The following is a 21,339-nucleotide window of genomic DNA, read 5'->3' as shown; positions in this document are numbered from 1 at the left end:
ATGCTCTACGATCTCTCGCTCCACATGGGTTACATCTACGACGTGCCGGCCTCCGGCGCCCGCCACGTCATGCGCCTGATGCCGCTGTCGCTGACCAATCGACAGCGCCTGGTCGCCGGCTCGATCACCATCTCGCCGACGCCGGACGAGCAGTCGCATTTCGTCGATTTCTTCCATCATCCCACCACCTCCTTCCTGCTACGCGCGCCGCACGAGACGCTCGACATTCGCATGCAGGCCCGCGTGCAGGTGGAAAGCCAGCCGATCGCCGCCGATTTCTCGCCGCTGCTTGCCGACCTGCCGGAGGAGGTCGCCGGCATCTGGTCGCTGGCGCCGGATTCGCCGCACCATTTCCTTGGCGACAGCCCACGCCTGACCCAAGCGCGCGAGATCGCCGACTATGCGCGAAGCTATGCGACGCCTGATCTGACGGCGCTGCAGATCGCCCATGCGCTCTGTACCCGCATCAACAAGGATTTCACCTACGACCCCGACGCGACGACGGTGGACACGACGCCGACCGAGGCGTTCAGATTGAAGCGCGGCGTCTGCCAGGATTTCACCCACATCATGATCCTGGCGCTTAGAAGCCTCGGCATTCCGGCCGGCTACGTCTCCGGTTTCCTGCGCACTATCCCGCCGCCCGGCAAGGAACGGCTGGAAGGCGCGGACGCCATGCATGCCTGGGTCAGGATCTGGTGCGGTGAGACGAATGGCTGGATCGAGCTCGACCCGACCAACGACATCCCCGCCGGCACGGACCACATCGTCGTCGCCTATGGCCGGGACTATTCCGACGTCGTTCCCGTCATCGGCGTATTGAAAAGCTATGGCGGCCAGCGCGCCGTCCAGGCGGTCGATGTGATCCCGCTGAAATAATCCCAAAACTGGAAAAATCCGGCGATTCGTTAAAATTCTATTGACGCCGTAAGGACGGCGGAAAGGAGAAGCGTGCATATATCACCTCACAGGGCCTCCTATACGGGTGAACATGATGAGCACCTCCTTTTTGCATCCCTGCTTGCGTCGCATGCTTGGCGACCGTGGCGGTAATTTCGGTATAATGACGGCGATCGTACTGCCCGTCCTTTTTGGTGCCGCCGGCATGGCGATCCAGGTGGGCGATATATTGCTTTCGAAACAGCAGTTGCAGGAAGCCGCCGATTCGGCCGCGCTGGCAACCGCGACCGCCTTGGCAAACGGCACAATCCAAACCTCGCAGGCCGAAGCCTTCGCGCGGGATTTCGTCGCCGGGCAAATGGCGAATTACATGCAGAGCAGCGTCGATATCAAGAGCGCGACAGGCGTCGATGTCCGGACAACGACGTCGGGAAAGTCGACATCCTATCAAGTGACGGTTTCACCCAACTACGACATCGCGGTCAATCCGTTGATGCAGGCGGTCGGCTTCAGGACGCAGAACATTTCGACATCGAGCACGACATCTAGCGGCAACTCGCAAACCCAAGGCTCCGTCTCCATGTTCCTCGTCCTCGACCGGTCCGGTTCGATGGGCGAAGTCACCGCGACGGTCAACGCGTCCGATCCCACGGAAGAATACGATTACGATTGCAGCGAAAAAGACAGGTACGGCAACGTCACCAAGAAGACCTGCACCGGCACGCGTCCTCACTACTACACCAAGATCGAAGCCCTGAAGCTTGCCGTCGGCACGCTGACAGGCGAACTCGACGCAGTCGATCCCGGAAAGGAATATGTCCGCACGGGTGCAGTTTCCTACAATATCCAGATGCAGAAAGCGAAAGCGCTGGATTGGGGGACAGCCCACGTCACCAAATACGTCAACAAGCTGACGGCAACCGACGGTACGGATTCGGGCGAAGCATTTAAAACGGCCTACAACAAGCTAGCCGACGCGGCTGAAAACAAGGCGCACGTGGACAAGACGGGACAGGCTCCGACAAAATATATCGTCTTCATGACGGACGGAGACAATAACTATACCTCCGCCGATACCGAGACGAAGACGTGGTGCGACAAGGCCCGCGAGGACAAGATGCAGGTCTACACGATTGCCTTTATGGCGCCGGCGCGTGGCCAGGCACTGCTGAGTTATTGCGCGACAGCACCGGGCAACTACTTTCCCGCTGGCGACATGACGGCGCTCCTGAAGGCTTTCAAGGAAATCGGCATGAAGGCATCCAATCAGGCGACGCGTTTGACGAACTGATAAAACATCCAGAGAAACGGGAAACGAAAAGCCGCTCCGGAACAACCGGAGCGGCTTTTCGTTATCCTCGCTCCGTCCATCTGATCGGGAAAAGCGATTGAAATCAACCCCCTCGACCCGCGTGAATATGAAGGTTTCGCAAATTTTTTGTTTGTCCAAATCCTTTGTTGCAAGTGCTTAGTAACGATGCATAAACTGTCGTCGGCGCAAGCGACAAATTGATTGAATCAGGCATAACATCCTGAAACCAAATTAAAATTGGCGAGACCTGACGATGAACCCTGTTTCCAAGCCGATCATCCCCTCCCCCGCCCCTCGCAGTTCAAGGCCGGAAATTCTCGCTGAAGAAATTATCGAACGTCTGACCTACCGCATCGGCAAGGATGCCAAGGTGGCAAAGCCGCATGACTGGCTGACCGCGACGATCCTGGTGGTGCGCGACCGCATCATCGACAAGTGGATGGCTTCCACCCGCGAGGTTTATGCGACCGGTGCCAAGCGCGTCTATTATCTTTCTCTCGAATTCCTGATCGGCCGCCTGATGCGCGACGCCATCTCGAACCTCGGCCTGATGGAGGAGGTGCGCGATGCGCTCGCCTCGCTCGGCGTCGACGTCAACGTCATTGCCGGCCTGGAGCCGGATGCCGCACTCGGCAACGGCGGCCTCGGCCGATTGGCTGCCTGTTTCATGGAGAGCATGGCGACGGTCGAGGTTCCGGCCTATGGCTACGGCATCCGCTATGTCCACGGTCTCTTCCGCCAGCAGTTGGCCGACGGCTGGCAGGTGGAACTGCCGGAAAACTGGCTCGCCCACGGCAATCCCTGGGAATTCGAGCGCCGCGAAAGCGCCTATGAAATCGGCTTCGGCGGTGCCGTCGAATTCATTACCACCCATGACGACCAGCCGCGCTACGTCTGGAAACCGGCCGAGCGCGTCATCGCCGCCGCCTTCGACACGCCGGCCGTCGGCTGGCGCGGCAAGCGCGTCAACACGCTGCGCCTCTGGTCGGCGCAGCCGATCGATCCGATCCTGCTCGATGCCTTCAACGCCGGCGACCACATTGGCGCGCTGCGCGAAAGCAACAAGGCCGAAAGCCTGACCCGGGTTCTCTATCCTGCCGACGCCACCCCGGCCGGCCAGGAACTGCGCCTGCGCCAGGAATTCTTCTTCTCGTCGGCCTCGCTGCAGGACATCCTGCGCCGCCATCTGCAGCAATATGACGATTTCACTTCGCTGCCGGACAAGGTGGCGATCCAGCTGAACGACACTCACCCCGCCGTCTCGGTCGCCGAACTCGTGCGTCTGCTCTGTGACGTACACGGGATGGATTTCGACCAGGCCTGGGACATCACCCGCCGCACCTTCTCCTACACCAACCACACGCTTCTGCCCGAAGCGCTGGAAAGCTGGGCGGTGCCGCTGTTCGAGCGTCTGCTGCCCCGCCACATGCAGATCATCTATGCGATCAATGCCAAGATCCTGATCGACGCTCGCAAGGGCAAGAACTTCTCCGATGGGGAAATCCGCTCGATCTCGCTGATCGATGAAAGCGGCGACCGCCGCGTGCGCATGGGCAACCTCGCTTTCGTCGGCTCGCATTCGATCAACGGCGTCTCGGCCCTGCACACCGACCTGATGAAGGTCACGGTCTTCGCCGATCTGCACAAACTCTATCCCGACCGCATCAACAACAAGACCAACGGCATCACGCCGCGCCGCTGGCTGCAGCAGTGTAATCCCGGTCTCACCGGCCTGATCCGCGAAGCGATCGGCGACGAATTCCTCGATGATGCCGAGAAGCTGCGTGCGCTCGACGTGCATTCCTCCGATCCGGCTTTCCAGCAGAAATTCGCAGCGATAAAGCGCGCCAACAAGGTGGCACTCTCCAACCTCGTCGCCAGCCGCATGGGCGTGAAGCTCGATCCATCGGCGATGTTCGACATCCAGATCAAGCGCATCCACGAATACAAGCGCCAGCTGCTGAATATCATCGAGGCCGTCGCGCTCTACGACCAGATCCGCTCGCATCCCGAGCTCGACTGGGTGCCGCGCGTGAAACTCTTCGCCGGCAAGGCGGCGCCGAGTTATTACAATGCCAAGCTCATCATCAAGCTGATCAACGATGTCTCCCGAACGATCAACAACGACCCGTCGGTACGCGGCCTGCTGAAGATCGTCTTCGTCCCGAACTACAATGTCTCTCTCGCCGAAGTCATGGTTCCGGCCGCCGACCTCTCGGAGCAGATCTCGACCGCCGGCATGGAAGCATCCGGCACCGGCAACATGAAGTTCGGCCTGAACGGCGCGCTGACGATCGGCACGCTCGATGGCGCCAATGTCGAGATGCGCGACAATGTCGGCGAGGACAACATCGTCATCTTCGGCCTCAAGGCCGACGAGGTGTCGAAGGTCCGCAGTGATGGCCACAATCCGCGCGCCATCATCGAGGGATCGCGCGAACTCGCCCAGGCGCTTGCCGCTATCGGCTCCGGCGTCTTCTCGCCCGATGACCGCAACCGCTATACGGCGCTGATCGACGGCATCTATTCGCATGACTGGTTCATGGTCGCGGCCGACTTCGACGCCTATGCCCAGGCCCAGCGCGAAGTCGACCAGATCTGGACCAACCAGTCCGCCTGGTACACCAAGACGATCAACAATACGGCGCGGATGGGCTGGTTCTCTTCCGACCGTACGATCAGGCAATATGCAGACGAAATCTGGAGAGCCGGATGAAAACGCCGAAAACCGTCCCTGAAGTAAAGCTTTCCTGGGAAATTTCGGCAGATGAAATCACGGCAATCCTTGCCGGCTCGCATTCCAATCCCTTTGCCGTCCTAGGTGTGCACCAGGCCGGCGACGCTTTCGTCGCCCGGTGCTTCATCCCGGGCGCGGAGGAGGTGACCGCCATGACGCTCGACGGCGGCGTCATCGGCGAACTGAAGCAGCTCCATGCCGACGGCTTCTTTGCCGGCCCGGTTTCCCTCACCAAACTCCTGCCGGTGCGCTACCGCGCCCGGCGCGGCGATGCCGAATGGGCAGTCACCGATCCCTACAGCTTCGGTCCGGTGCTCGGACCGATGGACGATTATTTCGCCCGCGAGGGCTCGCACCTGCGCCTGTTCGACAAGATGGGCGCCCACCTCATCAAGCATGAAGGCGCGCAGGGCATCCATTTCGCCGTCTGGGCGCCGAACGCGCAGCGCGTCTCGGTCGTGGGTGATTTCAACAATTGGGACGGCCGCCGCCACGTGATGCGCTTCCGTGCTGACAGCGGCATCTGGGAAATCTTTGCCCCTGACGTACCGATCGGCGTTGCCTACAAGTTCGAGATCCGCGGCCAGGACGGCGTATTGCTGCCGCTGAAGGCAGATCCTTTTGCACGGCGCAGCGAGCTGCGACCGAAGACCGCCTCGATCACCGCCGCCGAGCTCGAGCAGGAGTGGGAAGACGAGGCCCATCTGAAGCACTGGCGCGAGAGCGACAAGCGCCGCCAGCCGATCTCGATCTACGAGGTGCATGCCGCCTCCTGGCAACGCCGGCAGGACGGCACGATGCTGTCCTGGGACGAGCTCGCCTCCAGCCTCATCCCCTATTGCGCCGATATGGGCTTCACCCATATCGAATTCCTGCCGATCACGGAGTACCCCTACGACCCCTCCTGGGGTTACCAGACGACCGGCCTCTACGCGCCGACCGCTCGTTTCGGCGAGCCGGAGGGTTTTGCCCGTTTCGTCAACGGCTGCCACAAGGTCGGCATCGGCGTCATCCTCGACTGGGTGCCGGCGCATTTTCCGACCGACGAACACGGCCTCGGCTGGTTCGACGGCACGGCACTCTACGAGCACGAAGACCCGCGCAAGGGCTTCCACCCGGACTGGAGCACGGCGATCTACAATTTCGGCCGCACCGAGGTCGTTTCCTATCTCGTCAACAACGCGCTCTACTGGGCCGAAAAATTCCATCTCGACGGTTTGCGTGTCGATGCCGTCGCCTCGATGCTCTACCTCGATTATTCCCGCAAGCATGGCGAATGGATCCCGAACGAATATGGCGGCAACGAGAACCTCGAAGCGGTCCGTTTTCTCCAGGATCTCAACATCCGCATCTACGGCAAAAATTCCAACGTCATGACCATCGCCGAGGAATCGACCTCCTGGCCGAAGGTCTCGCAACCCGTCCATGAAGGCGGCCTCGGCTTCGGCTTCAAGTGGAACATGGGCTTCATGCACGACACGCTGAGCTACATGAGCCGCGATCCCATCTATCGCGGGCACCATCACAACGAACTCACCTTCGGCCTGCTCTACGCCTATTCCGAAAATTTCGTCCTGCCGCTCTCACATGACGAGGTTGTGCACGGAAAAGGCTCGCTGATCGCCAAGATGCCGGGCGACGACTGGCAGAAGTTCGCCAATCTGCGTGCCTACTACGCCTATATGTGGGGCTATCCCGGCAAGAAGCTGCTGTTCATGGGCCAGGAATTCGCCCAGTGGAGCGAGTGGAGCGAAGAGAAGGCACTCGACTGGAACCTGCTTCAGTATCGCATGCACGAGGGCATGCGGCGCCTGGTGCGTGACCTCAATTTCACCTATCGCAGCAAGCCGGCGCTGCATGAGCGTGACTGCGAGGGCGAAGGTTTCGAATGGCTGGTCGCCGACGACCACCAGAATTCCGTCTTTGCCTGGCTGCGCAAGGCGCCTGGCCAGAAGCCTGTCGCCGTCATCACCAATTTCACCCCTGTCTATCGCGAGAATTATTCGATCCGCCTGCCGTCCGCAGGGCGCTGGCGGGAAATCCTGAACACCGATGCCGACATCTACGGCGGCAGCGGCAAGGGCAATGGCGGGCGCGTGCAGGCCGTCGATGCCGGCGGCAACATCACCTGCTCGATCACCTTGCCGCCCTTGGCGACAATCATGCTTGAACCTGAAAATTAGTGACTAGTGGGAGGAGAAAATGGTAGAAAAGCGCGTTCAGCCACTTGCCCGCGATGCAATGGCTTATGTTCTGGCGGGCGGTAGGGGAAGCCGTCTCAAGGAACTCACCGACCGGCGTGCCAAGCCGGCCGTCTATTTCGGCGGCAAGGCCCGCATCATCGATTTCGCCCTGTCGAACGCCCTGAATTCCGGCATCCGCCGCATCGGCGTCGCCACGCAATACAAGGCGCATTCGCTGATCCGCCACATGCAGCGCGGCTGGAACTTCTTCCGCCCCGAGCGTAACGAGAGCTTCGATATTCTGCCCGCCAGCCAGCGCGTCTCCGAGACCCAATGGTATGAAGGCACGGCCGACGCCGTCTATCAGAACATCGATATCATCCAGGACTACGGCGTCGAATACATGGTCATTCTTGCCGGCGACCACGTCTATAAGATGGACTATGAATGGATGCTGCAGCAGCATGTCGATTCCGGTGCCGACGTCACCATCGGCTGCCTGGAAGTGCCGCGCATGGAAGCGGTCGGCTTCGGCGTCATGCATGTCAACGAGAAGGACGAGATCATCGCCTTCGTCGAGAAACCGGCCGATCCGCCGCCCATTCCCGACAAGCCAGATTTTGCCCTCGCCTCGATGGGCATTTACGTCTTCCACACCAAGTTCCTGCTCGATGCGCTGCGCCGCGACGCCGCCGACCCGACCTCGAGCCGCGACTTCGGCAAGGACATCATCCCCTATATCGTCAAGAACGGTAAGGCTGTCGCCCACCGCTTCGCCAAGTCCTGCGTCCGTTCCGATTTCGAGCACGAGCCCTATTGGCGCGACGTTGGCACGATCGACGCCTATTGGCAGGCCAATATCGACCTGACGGCGATCGTTCCGGAGCTCGACATCTACGACAAGTCCTGGCCGATCTGGACCTATGCCGAGATCACCCCGCCGGCGAAATTCGTCCATGACGACGAGGATCGCCGTGGCTCGGCCACCTCCTCCGTTGTGTCAGGCGACTGCATCATCTCGGGCGCCATGCTCAACAACAGCCTGCTCTTCACCGGTGTCAGGGCCAATTCCTTCTCCAAGATGGAAGGTGCGGTCATTCTGCCGAACGTGAAGATCGGGCGACGCGCTCAGCTCAAGAATGTGGTGATCGACCATGGTGTCGTCATTCCGGAAGGCCTGGTCGTCGGCGAAGATCCCGAGCTCGATGCCAAGCGCTTCCGGCGAACGGAAAGCGGCATCTGCCTGATCACGCAACCGATGATCGACAAGCTGGATATCTGACTTATGAAAGTTCTTTCGGTTTCGTCCGAAGTCTTCCCTTTGATTAAGACAGGGGGTCTGGCCGATGTGTCCGGCGCCCTGCCGATTGCTCTGAAAGCCTTCGGGGTCGAGACCAAGACCCTTCTACCCGGCTATCCCGCCGTCATGAAGGTCATTCGCGACGCCGTCGTCAGGCTCGAATTCCCCGACCTGCTCGGTGAGCGGGCGACAGTGCTCGAGGTCCAGCATGAGGGCCTCGATCTGCTCATCCTCGATGCACCGGCCTATTACGACAGGCCGGGCGGGCCTTATCTCGATCCGCTCGGCAAGGACTATCCGGACAACTGGCGTCGTTTCGCCGCCCTGTCGCTCGCCGCCTCCGAGATCGCCGCCGGCCTGCTGCCCGGCTGGCGGCCGGATCTCGTCCATACCCACGACTGGCAGGCGGCGCTGACGTCGGTCTATATGCGTTATTACCCGACGCCGGAACTGCCGAGCGTACTGACCATCCACAACATCGCCTTTCAGGGCCAGTTCGGTTCCGAGATCTTTCCCGGCCTGCGCCTGCCTGCCCATGCCTTCACCACCGAAAGCATCGAATATTACGGCACTGTCGGCTTCCTCAAGGGCGGCCTGAAGACTGCCCATGCGATCACGACGGTCAGCCCCACCTACGCCGATGAGATCCTGACGTCGGAATTCGGCATGGGGCTCGAGGGCGTCATCGCCAGCCGCGTCGACGATCTGCACGGCATCGTCAACGGCATCGACACCGATATCTGGAACCCGGCGACCGATCCTGTCGTCCACACCCATTATGGCCAGACGACGCTGAAGAACCGCGAGGAGAACCGGCGCTCGATCGCCGAATTCTTCGGTCTCGACAATGACGACGCCCCGATCTTCTGCGTCATCAGCCGTCTTACCTGGCAGAAGGGCATGGATATCGTTGCCAACGTCGCCGATGAGATCGTCGCCATGGGCGGCAAGCTCGTCGTGCTCGGCTCCGGCGAAGCCGCACTTGAAGGCGCGCTGCTCGCCTCCGCCAGCCGCCATCCCGGCCGCGTCGGCGTCTCGATCGGCTATAACGAGCCGATGTCGCACCTGATGCAGGCCGGTTGCGATGCGATCATCATCCCCTCGCGCTTCGAACCTTGCGGCCTGACCCAGCTTTACGGCCTGCGTTACGGCTGCGTGCCGATCGTCGCCCGCACCGGCGGTTTGAACGACACCGTGATCGACGCCAATCACGCCGCACTTGCAGCGAAAGTCGCAACCGGCATACAATTTGCCCCCGTGACCGAAACAGGCATGCTACAGGCAATCCGCCGTGCGATGCATTTTTATCAGGACCGAAAACTCTGGACCCAATTGCAAAAGCAGGGCATGAAATCGGATGTCTCCTGGGAGAAGAGCGCCGAACGCTACGCTGCCCTCTATTCAAGCCTCGTCTCGAAAGGCATGTGACCTAAAATGATCAAGTCCGTCCCCACCACGCCCTATCTGGACCAGAAACCCGGCACGTCGGGCCTGCGCAAGAAGGTTCCGGTCTTCCAGCAGCCGAACTATGCGGAGAACTTCATCCAGTCGATCTTCGATTCGCTGGAAGGCTATCAGGGCAAGTGCCTCGTCATCGGCGGCGACGGACGCTACTACAATCGCGAAGTCATCCAGAAGGCGGTCAAGATGGCCGCGGCCAATGGTTTCGGCAAGGTCATGGTCGGCAAGGGCGGTATCCTGTCGACGCCGGCCGCTTCCCACATCATCCGCAAGTACAAGGCTTTCGGCGGCATCATCCTCTCCGCCAGCCACAATCCCGGCGGCCCGACCGAAGACTTCGGCATCAAATACAACATCAACAATGGCGGCCCGGCACCGGAAAAGATCACCGACGCGATCTATGCGCGGTCCAAGACGATCGACAGCTACAAGATCGCCGATTTTGCCGACGTCAATCTCGACCGCATCGGCAAGGACGAACTTCCCGGCGGCACGATCCTCTCGGTTATCGACCCGGTCGAGGACTATGCCGCGCTGATGGAAGAGCTGTTCGATTTCGGCGCCATCCGCAATCTGATCAGCCTCGGCTTCCGCATTGCCTTCGATGGGATGAGCGCCGTCACCGGCCCCTATGCCAAGGAAATCTTCGAAAATCGTCTCGGCGCTCCCTCGGGATCGGTGCGCAATTTCATGCCGCTGCCGGATTTCGGCGGCCATCACCCGGACCCGAACCCGGTGCACTGCAAGGAACTCTTCGATGAGATGATGGGCGATGACGCGCCCGATTTCGGCGCCGCTTCCGACGGCGACGGCGACCGCAACCTGATCATCGGCCGCGGCATCTTCGTCACGCCTTCCGACAGCCTGGCGATCCTTGCCGCCAACGCCAATCTCGCCCCCGGCTATTCCGGCGGCCTTGCCGGCATCGCCCGCTCGATGCCGACATCGGGTGCTGCCGACCGCGTCGCCGAAAAACGCGGCATCGGCATGTACGAGACGCCGACCGGCTGGAAGTTCTTCGGCAACCTGCTCGACGCCGGCATGGCGACGATCTGCGGTGAGGAAAGCTCCGGCACGGGCTCCAGCCACGTCCGCGAAAAGGATGGCCTCTGGGCCGTGCTGCTATGGTTGAACATTCTTGCCGTGCGCGGCGAGAGCGTCGCCGACATCGTCACCCAGCACTGGCAGACCTACGGCCGCAATTATTATTCGCGCCATGATTATGAAGGCCTCGACACCGATGCGGCGAACGGCCTGGTGGACAATCTCCGCAGCCAGCTTCCCACTCTGCCCGGCAAGAGCTTCGGCAGCCTGAAGGTCGAGAAGGCCGACGACTTCGCCTACCACGATCCGATCGACAAATCGGTGAGCGAGCATCAAGGCGTCCGTGTGCTCTTCGAGGGCGGCTCCCGCGTCGTCTTCCGCCTGTCCGGTACCGGCACGTCTGGCGCAACCTTGCGTGTCTATATCGAGCGTTACGAGCCGGATTCGACTCGCCACAACATCGAAACGCAGGAAGCGCTCGCCGATCTGATCGCCGCCGCCGAAAGCATTGCCAGCATTCGTGAACGCACGGGACGCGATGCGCCAACCGTGATCACCTGATCCGGGGGGAACATGCGGGGGAACAGTTCGGCGCAAGCCGGCGCGATCGTCTTCGAGACCGGCGTCGAATTTGCCGTATGGTCGCATCATGCCGCACAGATCGAACTCTGCCTCTTCGAGGAGGACGGCAACAGGGAATTCGCGCGCCTGCCGATGGCGCGCGACAGCAACTACTTCCATCGTCTCTTTGTCGACGGACTGAAGGCGGGGGCTCGCTACGGCTATCGCGCCGACGGTATCTATGCGCCCGATAACGGCCTCTGGTACGATCCTTCCAAACTGCTGATCGATCCCTACGCCAAGGAGATCGACAGGCCGTTCCGCTACGATCCGCGCCTCGGCATCTATGGCGAGGACAGCCAGGATCTGATGCCGAAGGCAATCGTCACCACCGATAGCCGAGCCGCGATCAGCAAGCCGCTGTTCAAGCCGGGCGGCTTTATCTATGAGGTGGCGGTGCGGCCCTTCACCATTCTCCATCCGGATGTGCCGGAGGCTGAGCGCGGCACGGTCGCAGCGCTTGCGCATCCCTCCGTCGTCGCGCATCTGAAGCGCATCGGCGTCGATGCCGTCGAACTGATGCCGATCACCGCCTGGATCGACGAACGCCATTTGCCGCCGCTCGGCCTCACCAACGGCTGGGGCTACAATCCCGTCGCCTTCATGGCGCTCGATCCGCGGCTCGTCCCCGGCGGCATGACGGAGCTGCGCGAGACGGTCGCGGCCCTCCATGCCGAAGGCATCGCCGTCATCCTCGACCTCGTCTTCAACCATACCGGCGAGAGCGACCGTTACGGCGCGACGCTGTCGCTGCGCGGCCTCGACAACCTGCATTATTATCGCCACGCCCAGAATTGCCCGGGCGAACTCATCAACGACACAGGCACCGGCAACACGCTCGCCTGCGATCATCCCGAAGTTCGCCGCCTCGTCATCGACAGCCTGCGCCATTTCGTGCTCAACGCCGGCGTCGACGGTTTTCGCTTCGATCTCGCCCCGGTGCTTGGCCGCACCGCGACGGGCTTCGAACGCGACGGAACACTGGCTGCAATCCTCTCCGACGATGTGCTTGCCGACCGGATCATGATCGCCGAACCCTGGGATATCGGCCCGGGCGGTTACCAGCTCGGCAATTTCCCGCCCCCCTTCCTTGAATGGAACGACCGGGTTCGCGACGACCTGCGCTGCTACTGGCGCGGCGACGATTGGAAGACCGGTGCACTGGCAACCGCACTCGCCGGCTCCTCCGACATCTTCTCCCACAATAACGGCAAGGAGACGCGCAGCGTCAACTTCCTCGCTGCCCATGACGGCTTCACACTGATCGATCTTGTCTCCTACGCCGGAAAGCACAACGACGCCAACGGCGAACACAATCGTGACGGCCATAACGAGAACCACTCCTGGAACAACGGCGTCGAGGGGGAAACCGTCTATCCGACGATCCGCAAGCGTCGCCGGGACGATGTGATGGCGCTGATCTCAACGCTTTTTGCCACCCGCGGCAGCATCATGCTGACGGCGGGCGACGAGGGCGGCCGCAGCCAGCACGGCAACAACAACGCCTATTGCCAGGACAACGAGATCACCTGGCTGGACTGGAAGGCGTTGGACGGGGATCTCATCGCCCACACCGCCTTCGTTGCGGGGCTGCGTCGCCGCTTCACCGTTTTCTCCGAAATGGGCTTCCTGGCGGGAAATGGCGATGTCGAATGGATTTCGCTTTCCGGCGAGCCGATGACCGTTGCCGAATGGGAGACGCCGTCGCTCTCCACCCTCGGCATGCTGTTATCGACCGGTGACCGCTCCTCTCGCGGCAGGCAGACCCGGCTTGGTGTGCTTTTCAATCGCTCGGGGAGCCGCCAATTTTTCACGCTGCCTTCTGAGGGCGAACCGGGCTGGCGCCAGTTGACCCCGGATGGAGCGAAGAAAACCGGTGGCCGCGCAACCGTCGAGCCGCGCTCGATTGCCTTTTTCGTAGAAAATTGACCGCCTCCCCTCCCTCGCGCAAATCCTTGTCGCAATCGTCACAAATGCACGATAAGGCTTTGCCGCGGCGGCTTATTTCACGAGGAATTTATGGTCACGGAAATTTCACTCTCCGACGTGCGGGGATTGATCGGCATGGAAACGGGCCTTTCGGATTGGGTCACCGTCGACCAGACGATGATCGACGCCTTCGCGTCGGCGACCGACGACCATCAGTTCATCCACGTCGATCCTGAACGCGCGGCGGCCGAGAGCCCCTTCGGCGGCACCATCGCCCACGGCTTCCTGACCCTGTCTCTGCTGTCGACGATGAACTACAATTGCCTGCCGAAAGTGCGCGAGCAGACCCTCGGCATCAATTACGGCTTCGATCGCGTCCGCTTCATGACGCCGGTGAAAAGCGGCGCCCGCGTCCGCGGCCGCTTCCTGCTTTCCGAAGCCCGCTTCCGCGGCGCCGGCATGCTGATGACCACCTATGACGTTACGATCGAGATCGAAAACGAGAAGAAGCCGGCGTTGACGGCAAAATGGATCACCATCATCCAATTCGACCCGAAGGACCGTCCCGAGGACATCTGAGCAAGACTGCTTTTGTTACTCGGCCGAATTGAACACGGCTTCGAGAGCGTGTCCGTCGGGATCCATGACGAACGCCGCGTAATAGTGTTCACCGTAATGGGACCGCAGGCCTGGCCGGCCATTGTCGCTTCCGCCATGCGCGATTGCCGCCGCATAGAACCGATCGACCGCTTGGCGGTTCGGCGCGGCAAAAGCGAGATGAAAGCAGGGACCGGGCGCACGCTGGCCGTCCGGGCGATGCTTGATCGCCAGCTTGTCCCCGCCGCCGGGAAGGCCGTAGCCGATTGCCTGCCCTGTTTGCCCCGGCCTGATATCGTCCCAGACCCTGATATAACCGAGCGCGGCAAGGGCAGCATCGTAAAATGCCGCCGACCGCTCGATGTCGCAAACGCCAAGGGAGGCATGATGCAGCATTCGCTTACCTCTTGAATGAGCGCACGCTCGCGATTTGCTGAGACTCAATGCCCGGCGTCATGAGCCGCCTCGTTCAGCAGCCCGAAGACATAATCCGAAAACGACCGCCAGCACTCCACCCGGAACGTGTCTTCTTCCGTACGGAAAAGCACGATTTCCGCCTTGCCGAAAATCGTGCGCGATGCGGCGCCGATCGGAAAGGAAGAAAGCGACAGGTCCTGCGGGCAGCCGGCCGAAAGCGTCGCCTCGGCACCCGGTCCCGAGACGATGATCGCGACATTGCGGTGGGAAACGTCGGTCGCGGAATGCAGCGTGCCGGCGCCGGAAAGTGCAGCCATCAGATCGGCGCCGGCCTCATCGATCACCAGCCACTCGTCCGGGCCAATCCAGAGCGCCGATCGGGCGCCGGCCCGGCCGGATGTCTTCGGCGCATCCGGCAGCGTCAGGCCGAGAGCAGAGGAAAGTGCTTCAAGCGATTCCGCCGGCGCGCGCAGCGCCACCCGACTGGCGGTGGGTGCGGTCGTCAGCCGCACCGCTGCGGAGCCGCCGAGACGTCCGGCAAGCGCCGGTTTGCGAATTGCGACATCAGCCATGGATGCGGCCCCCTTCCTTGTCAAAGAATACCAGATCCGTCACTTCGACGGCGATCGTCCGGTCCGGCATCGGCACATAGAGCGTTTCGCCCATCCGCGCCCGGCCGCCGGCGACCAGCGCGAAGGCGATCGACCTGCCGCAATTTTCCGACCAATAGGCTGATGTGACGTGGCCGAGCATGGTCATCGGCTTCGGCTCGTTCGGGCTCGCGACGATCTGCGCGCCTTCTTCGAGCACCAGCTTCGGGTCCTTGGTGACGAGGCCGACGAGCTGTTTGCGCCCGTCCTTGATGAGATCCGGCCGCTTCAACCCGCGAATGCCGACGAAATCCGTCTTCTTCTTCGAAACCGCCCAGGAAAGCCCGGCGTCATCGGGGGTCACCGTCCCATCCGTATCCTGCCCGACGATGATGTAGCCTTTCTCGGCGCGAAGAACGTGCATCGTCTCCGTGCCGTAGACGCAGGCGCCAAGCGGCTCGGCATTAGCCCAGACCGCTTCGAGCACCGACTGGCCGTAATCGGCCGGCACGTTGATTTCGAATCCGGTTTCGCCGGTGAACGAGACGCGGAAGAGCCGCGCCGGCACCCCGCAGACCGTGCACTCGGCAACGCTCATATGCGGGAAGGCTTCGTTCGAAAGATCGAGCCCTTCGACCAGCGGCGCGACGATCTCGCGCGCCTTCGGCCCCTGCACGGCGACGACAGCCCATTGTTCGGTCACCGAGGTCAGCCATACCTTCAGATGCGGGAATTCCGTCTGCAGGTAATCTTCCATGTGATGGAGAACACGCGGCGCACCGCCGGTCGTGGTCGTCACATGGAAACGGTCGTCCGCCAGGCGTCCGACAACGCCGTCGTCATAAACGAAGCCATCCTCGCGGGTCATGATGCCGTAGCGGGCCTTGCCGGGCTTCAGCGTATCCCAGGCATTGGTGTAGATGAGGTTGAGGAACTCCGCAGCATCCGGCCCCACCACCTCGATCTTGCCGAGCGTCGAGGCGTCGAAGATACCGGCCGCCTCGCGTGCCGTCCGGCATTCGCGAGCGACCGCCTGGTGCATGGTCTCGCCGGCCTGTGGATAGAACCAGGCACGCTTCCAGTTGCCGACATCCTCGAAGACCGCGCCATGGGCTTCTTCCCAGCCGTGCAGCGGCGTCTTGCGCGTCGGATCGAACAGCTCTCCGCGTGAATGACCGATCAGCGTACCATAGGTGACCGGCGTATAGGGCGCACGGAAGGTGGTGAGCCCGACCTGCGGGATTTCCTTGCCGAGCATTTCGGCGGCAATCGCCAGGCCATGCATGTTGGACAGCTTGCCCTGGTCCGAGGCCATTCCGTTGGTCGTGAAGCGCTTGATATGCTCGATCGAATGCATGCCCTCGCGCACGGCAAGGCGGATATCCTTGGCGCAGACGTCATGCTGGAAATCGATGAAGGCCTTGGTGTTGGTCTTCGGCCCGGCGCCTTCGGCAGCGCCGATCATGCCGCCCGTCCAGTCATAGGCCTGTTCGGCCGAAATTGCGATCTTCTCGCCGCTGCTTCTGCCGGTGGCCTGCGCCATCAGTTCGCCGGCGGCAAGCGATTCCTCGATCGTCCGCTGCAGGTCGTCGGTGCCGTTGCAGGCGCCGACCGAGAGGCAGTCCTGCGCATAGGAGCCGGGCAGGAAACGCTGGCTTTCTGCATCGAAGGCCACTTTGCCGCGCGACTGCGAGAACAGATGGACGGACGGCGTCCAGCCGGCCGAAACCAGCAGCGCATCGACCGCGATCTTGCGCGGCGAACCGCCGCCGTTGCGCGCCACCGTCATCGACGAGATGCGCAGCCGCCCCGACGTGTTGACGACCGATTGGCCGGCCAGAACATCGATGCCGAGTGCCCGCGCCTCTGCCAGCACTGCCGCTCCCGGCGCCTGCCTGCTATCGACGATGGCGGCGATCGAAACACCGGATCGTTTCAGATCGAAGGCCGCCTCATAGGCCGAGTCGTGCGCCGTGTAGATGCCGATCTTGGTCCCGACCGCAACGCCGTAATGATTGAGATACATCCGCCCCGCCGAGGCGAGCATGATGCCCGGCCGGTCGTTGTTCGGAAATACCATGTGCCGCTCGATCGCGCCGGTGGCGAGGATCACCCGCTTAGCCCGGACCTGCCAGAGCCGCTCGCGCGGCAGGTCGCGGGCAGGCTTGGCGATATGATCGGTGACGCGCTCGGCAAGACCGACGAAATTGTGGTTGTAGTAGCCAAAGGCGGTCGTGCGGACCAGCACTTCGACATTGTCCATCGCCTTCAGCCGCGCTACGGTCTTCTGTGCCCAGCTATTGCCGTCCTGTCCGTCGATCCTTACCCCGACATCGTAGCGCAACGCGCCGCCGGCTTCCGCCTGCTCGTCGCAAAGGATCACCCGCGCGCCGGTCTCGGCCGCAGCCAGCGCCGCCGAAAGCCCGGCAACACCGGCGCCGACAACCAGCACGTCGCAATGGGCATAGCGGCTGGCATAGTGGTCCGGATCCTCCTCCGTCGGGGCGACGCCGAGGCCGGCGGCACGACGGATGAGCGGTTCGTAGACGTGTTTCCAGGCGGCGCGCGGCCACATGAAGGTCTTGTAATAGAAACCGGCGGCGAAGAACGGCGACATCAGATTGTTGACCGCGCCGACGTCGAAGGCAAGCGAGGGCCAGCGGTTCTGCGAGCTGACGATCATGCCGTCGAAGACTTCCTGCACGGTGGCGCGCACGTTCGGCTGCTTGCGCGCTGTATCGCGGGAAACGTCGATCAGCGCGTTCGGCTCCTCGGGCCCTGCCGACAGAATACCGCGGGCCCGGTGATATTTGAACGAACGTCCCAGAAGATGCACGCCGTTGGCGATCAGCGCCGAGGCCACGGTATCACCTTCGAGCGCCGTATAGCTCTTGCCGTCGAAGCTGAAACGCGCGGTCCTGGCCGGTGTCAGGCGCCCCTTGCCGGCGATACGGTTCGCGCCGCTCATTGCGCCTCTCCTTCCACGGCTTCATATGTCTCGACAGGCCCATGCTGCGCGGCCGCCGCACCGATCTCAGGCTTCGGTTCACCCACCTTGTAAGTCACGATGAACTTGTCGGTCACCGTATCGCGCGCCGCATTGAAGAAGCGGCCGCAGCCATGAATGTGCCGCCAGCGTTCGAAGATCAGCCCCTTCGGATTGTCGCGGATAAAGAAATAGGACTCGAACTCCTCGTCCGAAATCGAGGCGATATCAGCGGGCCGCGCGATATGCGCGTCACCCGCGCCACGAAATTCGAGCTCGGAGCGCTCTTCCTGACAGTAGGGGCAATAGATCAGCAGCATGTGTTACCCGTCTTAGAGTTCCGATCCGGAAACATTGGTTCCGGGAGGTTGATTGCAGAGGCGCTTTCCCATCGTCACATAGGGAACGAGGCGCTTGAGAAGCTGTTCGAAATTGTCGTAGGGCTCCAGCACACCGGTCATGCCGATATTCGCAAAAGCCATCATGGTGATATCGTTGTCGATCACGAAGGCACGTCCCGGCGTTCCGCCGACCTCGGGCACGAAATAGACGGCTGGTTGGCGCAGGACCATCGCACAAAGCAGCGTGCCACTCTCGGCAACGAAGGGCCATTCGCTTTCGCCGGCGGCCCTGTGGATCTTCTGCAGGCGGAAATCTCCGACGCCGGGAAAGACATCACCGGCCGGCATTGCCGCGCCGCTGATCCCGATCGTCAGGAGAGCCGCCATCCACATCAGTGCGCCACCGCCGCCGCCGCCGCCTCGTCGATCAGCCGGCCGCTGCGGAAGCGCTCCAGCGTCAGCCCGGCATTGAATTTGTGCGGCTCGTCGCGAGCAATCAGATGCGCGAAGAGATTGGCCGAGCCCGGCGTCGCCTTGAAGCCGCCGGTGCCCCAGCCGCAATTGACGTAAAGCCCGGGAACCGGCGTCTTCGACTGGATCGCCGAACGATCCGGCGTATTGTCGACGATGCCGCCCCATTGCCGCATCATCTTGACGCGCCGGAACATCGGGAAGAGCTCGCAGATGGCGTCGAGCGTGTGCGTGATGATCTGCAGCCCGCCCGTCTGGGAATAGGAATTATACTGGTCGGTGCCGGCGCCTATGACGAGCTCTCCCTTGTCGGACTGGGAGATATAGGCATGCACCGTGTTCGACATGACGACGCAGGGAAAGATCGGCTTCAGCGGCTCGGAGACCAGCGCCTGCAGAGGGCTCGATTGCAGTGGCACGCGCACGCCGGCCATCTGCATGACTGTCGTCGTATGGCCGGCCGCCGACACGCCGACCTTCCTGGCGCCGATGAAGCCGCGCGAGGTCTCGACCCCCGTCACCCGTCCGTCCGCACCGCGCCGGATGCCGGTCACTTCGCAATTCTGGATGATGTGTACCCCGCGGTCTGAGGCCGCCCGTGCATAACCCCAGGCAACCGCGTCGTGCCTGGCCGTGCCGCCGCGCCGCTGCAGTGCTGCGCCGTTGATCGGGTAGCGCGCGCTGGCCGAGATATCGAGCGGCGGACAATAGGCCTTCGCCTGCTCCGGCGTCAGCCATTCATTGTCGATGCCGTAGAGCCGGTTGGCATGGATATGCCGTTTGAAGGACTGCTGGTCGTGAATATTGTGCGAGAGCATCATCACGCCGCGCGGCGAATACATCACATTGTAGTTGAGCTCCTGGGAAAGCCCCTCCCAGAGCTTCATCGAATGCTCGTAGATGTGCATGCTCTCTTCGTAGAGATAGTTCGAGCGGATGATGGTGGTGTTGCGCCCGGTATTGCCGCCGCCGAGCCAGCCCTTCTCGATCACCGCCACATTGGTGATGCCGTGCTCCTTGGCGAGATAATAGGCAGCACCCAGCCCGTGGCCGCCGGCGCCGATGATGACGACATCATATTCGGCGCGTGGCTCAGGCGAAGTCCACTGCTTCTCCCAGCCCTTGTGGCCGCGAAGGGCCTCCCGTGCCACGGCAAAAACCGAATATTTCCGCATCCGCCTTCTTCTCCTTCGGGAAAGGGCCTGTTCTCCGCGCTCATACAAATCGCAAATCCAAATGCGGCACAACGGTTCTTTTGCGACGCACGAGAGCTTTGCTTTCGACACGCTGATGAGAATGCCCCTCCAGGCCGATGACGCAAGCGTCTGCATTTCCGCTTAGCCGCCGGCCCGGCCCTAACCCAAGAGGGTTAGAAGACAAGCAAATGCTAAAATGTTAACAATCGCTGTTCCCGGGGGTACGTGTATCATGTGGGGTTGGCGCGCAGTACCAGTCGCGATGCTTGGCATCGCGTTAAACGGCGCATGGCCGGCGCTCGCCGCCGAGCCGGTCGGCCAGGCTGTCGTCATCAAGACGCAGGTGACGGGACAGAGCGGGCCGATCGAGGTCGACACCCGCGTTCATCGCAACGAGCGCATCAAGACATCGCAATCCGGGCTTGGCCAATTCGTGTTTCGTGACGGCACGAAGCTCGCGGTCGGCTGGGGTTCGTCGGTCGTGATCGACAAATATGTCTTCGATGATTCCCAATCGGTCAAAAAACTGACGATCAGGGCGGCAAAGGGCACATTCCGCTGGGTCAGCGGCAATTCCAATTCCTCGGCCTACCAGATCCTGACGCCGGCCGGCACGATCGGCGTGCGCGGCACCGCTTTCGATTTCTACGTCGGCCCGGATGGCACGACCGCCGTCGTGCTGCTGAATGGTGCTGCCAGTTTCTGCGGCCCGGGCGGCTGCCGGCAGTTGCAGCAACGCTGCGATTGCGTGGTGGCCAAGCCGAATGGCGATATGTCCGCAGCACGCCGGGTTGACCCCAGTATCCTCGCGACGCTCGGAAATCAGCGCGCCCTACCCTTCCTCTCCGGCAATCAGCGACTTGCGGGCGGCATCGGCATGCTCGGCGGCTGCAATATGGCCTCAGCCGCGCCGGAAAGAAAAGACAGAACGCGGCCTCCGCCGGCAGTTGCGCCTGCTCCGCAAAGGCAGGATCCGCCACAGAGACAGGCCGAGCCGCAAAAGGAGCGACCGAACAAGCCCGACAAGCCGCATCACGACAAGCCTCATCATGATAGGCCGCACCACGATAAGCCCCATCATGACAAGCCGGATAGGCCCGACAAGCATGATGGCCACGGCCGGCATGACGATGATGGCAAGCCCGGAAATCATGGTTTGGATCATCGGGGGCACGAGCGCCACCATGATCGAGATCACGACAACGATCGGAACCGCGACAGGGGTCATAATTTCAATCGCGGTCGCTGAGGCCT

The 21,339-nt window shown here is 61.9% G+C and carries 16 protein-coding genes; 10 read left to right on the top strand and 6 right to left on the bottom strand.

Features of this window, described 5'->3' with window-relative positions; translation table 11 throughout:
* The 9 genes from GR198_RS21970 (at position 1) to GR198_RS21930 (ending at position 14,066) form a co-directional block, all read left to right on the top strand.
* The gene (locus GR198_RS21970) at positions 1 to 879 is read left to right on the top strand and encodes a transglutaminase family protein (protein ID WP_164024215.1); all 879 of its coding nucleotides are present in this window, start codon (positions 1 to 3) and stop codon (positions 877 to 879) included.
* A 115-nt stretch (positions 880 to 994) separates the two neighbouring features.
* Entirely contained in the window at positions 995 to 2,191 is a 1,197-nt protein-coding gene (locus GR198_RS21965) for a pilus assembly protein (protein WP_164047489.1), read from the top strand.
* A 274-nt stretch (positions 2,192 to 2,465) separates the two neighbouring features.
* Positions 2,466 to 4,928 (top strand): glycogen/starch/alpha-glucan phosphorylase, encoded by a 2,463-nt coding sequence (locus GR198_RS21960; RefSeq protein WP_164069586.1) that lies wholly within the window; start codon positions 2,466 to 2,468, stop codon positions 4,926 to 4,928.
* Positions 4,925 to 7,132: a 1,4-alpha-glucan branching protein GlgB gene (gene glgB, locus GR198_RS21955; protein WP_164069585.1), complete on the top strand. Its 2,208-nt coding sequence runs from the start codon at positions 4,925 to 4,927 to the stop codon at positions 7,130 to 7,132. Before GR198_RS21960 ends, glgB begins: the two co-directional genes overlap by 4 nt.
* Before the next feature lie 19 nt (positions 7,133 to 7,151).
* Complete coding sequence (glgC, locus tag GR198_RS21950) at positions 7,152 to 8,414, top strand: glucose-1-phosphate adenylyltransferase (protein WP_020051642.1); 1,263 nt, start codon at positions 7,152 to 7,154, stop codon at positions 8,412 to 8,414.
* A 3-nt stretch (positions 8,415 to 8,417) separates the two neighbouring features.
* A complete protein-coding gene (gene glgA / locus GR198_RS21945; RefSeq protein WP_164069584.1) occupies positions 8,418 to 9,860 on the top strand; it encodes a glycogen synthase GlgA in 1,443 nt (480 codons plus the stop codon).
* Positions 9,861 to 9,866: 6 nt separating this feature from the next.
* Positions 9,867 to 11,498 (top strand): alpha-D-glucose phosphate-specific phosphoglucomutase, encoded by a 1,632-nt coding sequence (locus tag GR198_RS21940; RefSeq protein ID WP_029871878.1) that lies wholly within the window; start codon positions 9,867 to 9,869, stop codon positions 11,496 to 11,498.
* Between the two features lie 12 nt (positions 11,499 to 11,510).
* Entirely contained in the window at positions 11,511 to 13,487 is a 1,977-nt protein-coding gene (gene glgX / locus GR198_RS21935; protein ID WP_164069583.1) for a glycogen debranching protein GlgX, read from the top strand.
* Between the two features lie 90 nt (positions 13,488 to 13,577).
* A complete protein-coding gene (locus GR198_RS21930) occupies positions 13,578 to 14,066 on the top strand; it encodes a MaoC family dehydratase (protein WP_003542911.1) in 489 nt (162 codons plus the stop codon).
* 15 nt (positions 14,067 to 14,081) lie between these two features.
* On the opposite strand, the gene GR198_RS21925 is transcribed toward GR198_RS21930, so the two are convergent.
* The 6 genes from GR198_RS21925 to GR198_RS21900 are packed head-to-tail and all read right to left on the bottom strand — an operon-like array spanning position 14,082 to position 20,064.
* Positions 14,082 to 14,480 carry a VOC family protein gene (locus tag GR198_RS21925; RefSeq protein ID WP_164069582.1) on the bottom strand — a complete coding sequence of 133 codons (399 nt, stop codon included), beginning with the start codon at positions 14,478 to 14,480 and terminating at the stop codon, positions 14,082 to 14,084.
* 44 nt (positions 14,481 to 14,524) lie between these two features.
* Complete coding sequence (locus GR198_RS21920; RefSeq protein ID WP_164069581.1) at positions 14,525 to 15,073, bottom strand: sarcosine oxidase subunit gamma; 549 nt, start codon at positions 15,071 to 15,073, stop codon at positions 14,525 to 14,527.
* Positions 15,066 to 18,059 carry a sarcosine oxidase subunit alpha gene (locus GR198_RS21915; RefSeq protein ID WP_164069580.1) on the bottom strand — a complete coding sequence of 998 codons (2,994 nt, stop codon included), beginning with the start codon at positions 18,057 to 18,059 and terminating at the stop codon, positions 15,066 to 15,068. Before GR198_RS21915 ends, GR198_RS21920 begins: the two co-directional genes overlap by 8 nt.
* On the bottom strand, positions 18,056 to 18,397 hold the full coding sequence (locus GR198_RS21910) for a sarcosine oxidase subunit delta (RefSeq protein WP_164069579.1): 342 nt from the start codon (positions 18,395 to 18,397) through the stop codon (positions 18,056 to 18,058). Before GR198_RS21910 ends, GR198_RS21915 begins: the two co-directional genes overlap by 4 nt.
* 12 nt (positions 18,398 to 18,409) lie before the next feature.
* Complete coding sequence (locus GR198_RS21905) at positions 18,410 to 18,811, bottom strand: hypothetical protein (protein WP_029871871.1); 402 nt, start codon at positions 18,809 to 18,811, stop codon at positions 18,410 to 18,412.
* Entirely contained in the window at positions 18,811 to 20,064 is a 1,254-nt protein-coding gene (locus GR198_RS21900; RefSeq protein WP_164024225.1) for a sarcosine oxidase subunit beta family protein, read from the bottom strand. The genes GR198_RS21905 and GR198_RS21900 overlap by 1 nt, the downstream gene beginning before the upstream one ends.
* A 253-nt stretch (positions 20,065 to 20,317) precedes the next feature.
* Between GR198_RS21900 and GR198_RS21895 the strand changes: the two genes are divergently transcribed.
* Complete coding sequence (locus tag GR198_RS21895) at positions 20,318 to 21,334, top strand: FecR family protein (RefSeq protein WP_029871869.1); 1,017 nt, start codon at positions 20,318 to 20,320, stop codon at positions 21,332 to 21,334.
* Positions 21,335 to 21,339 lie beyond the last annotated feature (5 nt).

It is taken from the genome of Rhizobium leguminosarum, from assembly GCF_010668065.1.
GTDB lineage: Bacteria > Pseudomonadota > Alphaproteobacteria > Rhizobiales > Rhizobiaceae > Rhizobium > Rhizobium leguminosarum_S.
The sequence above is the reverse complement of the archived record's forward strand: the minus strand, read 5'-3'. Positions and strand labels throughout refer to the sequence as shown.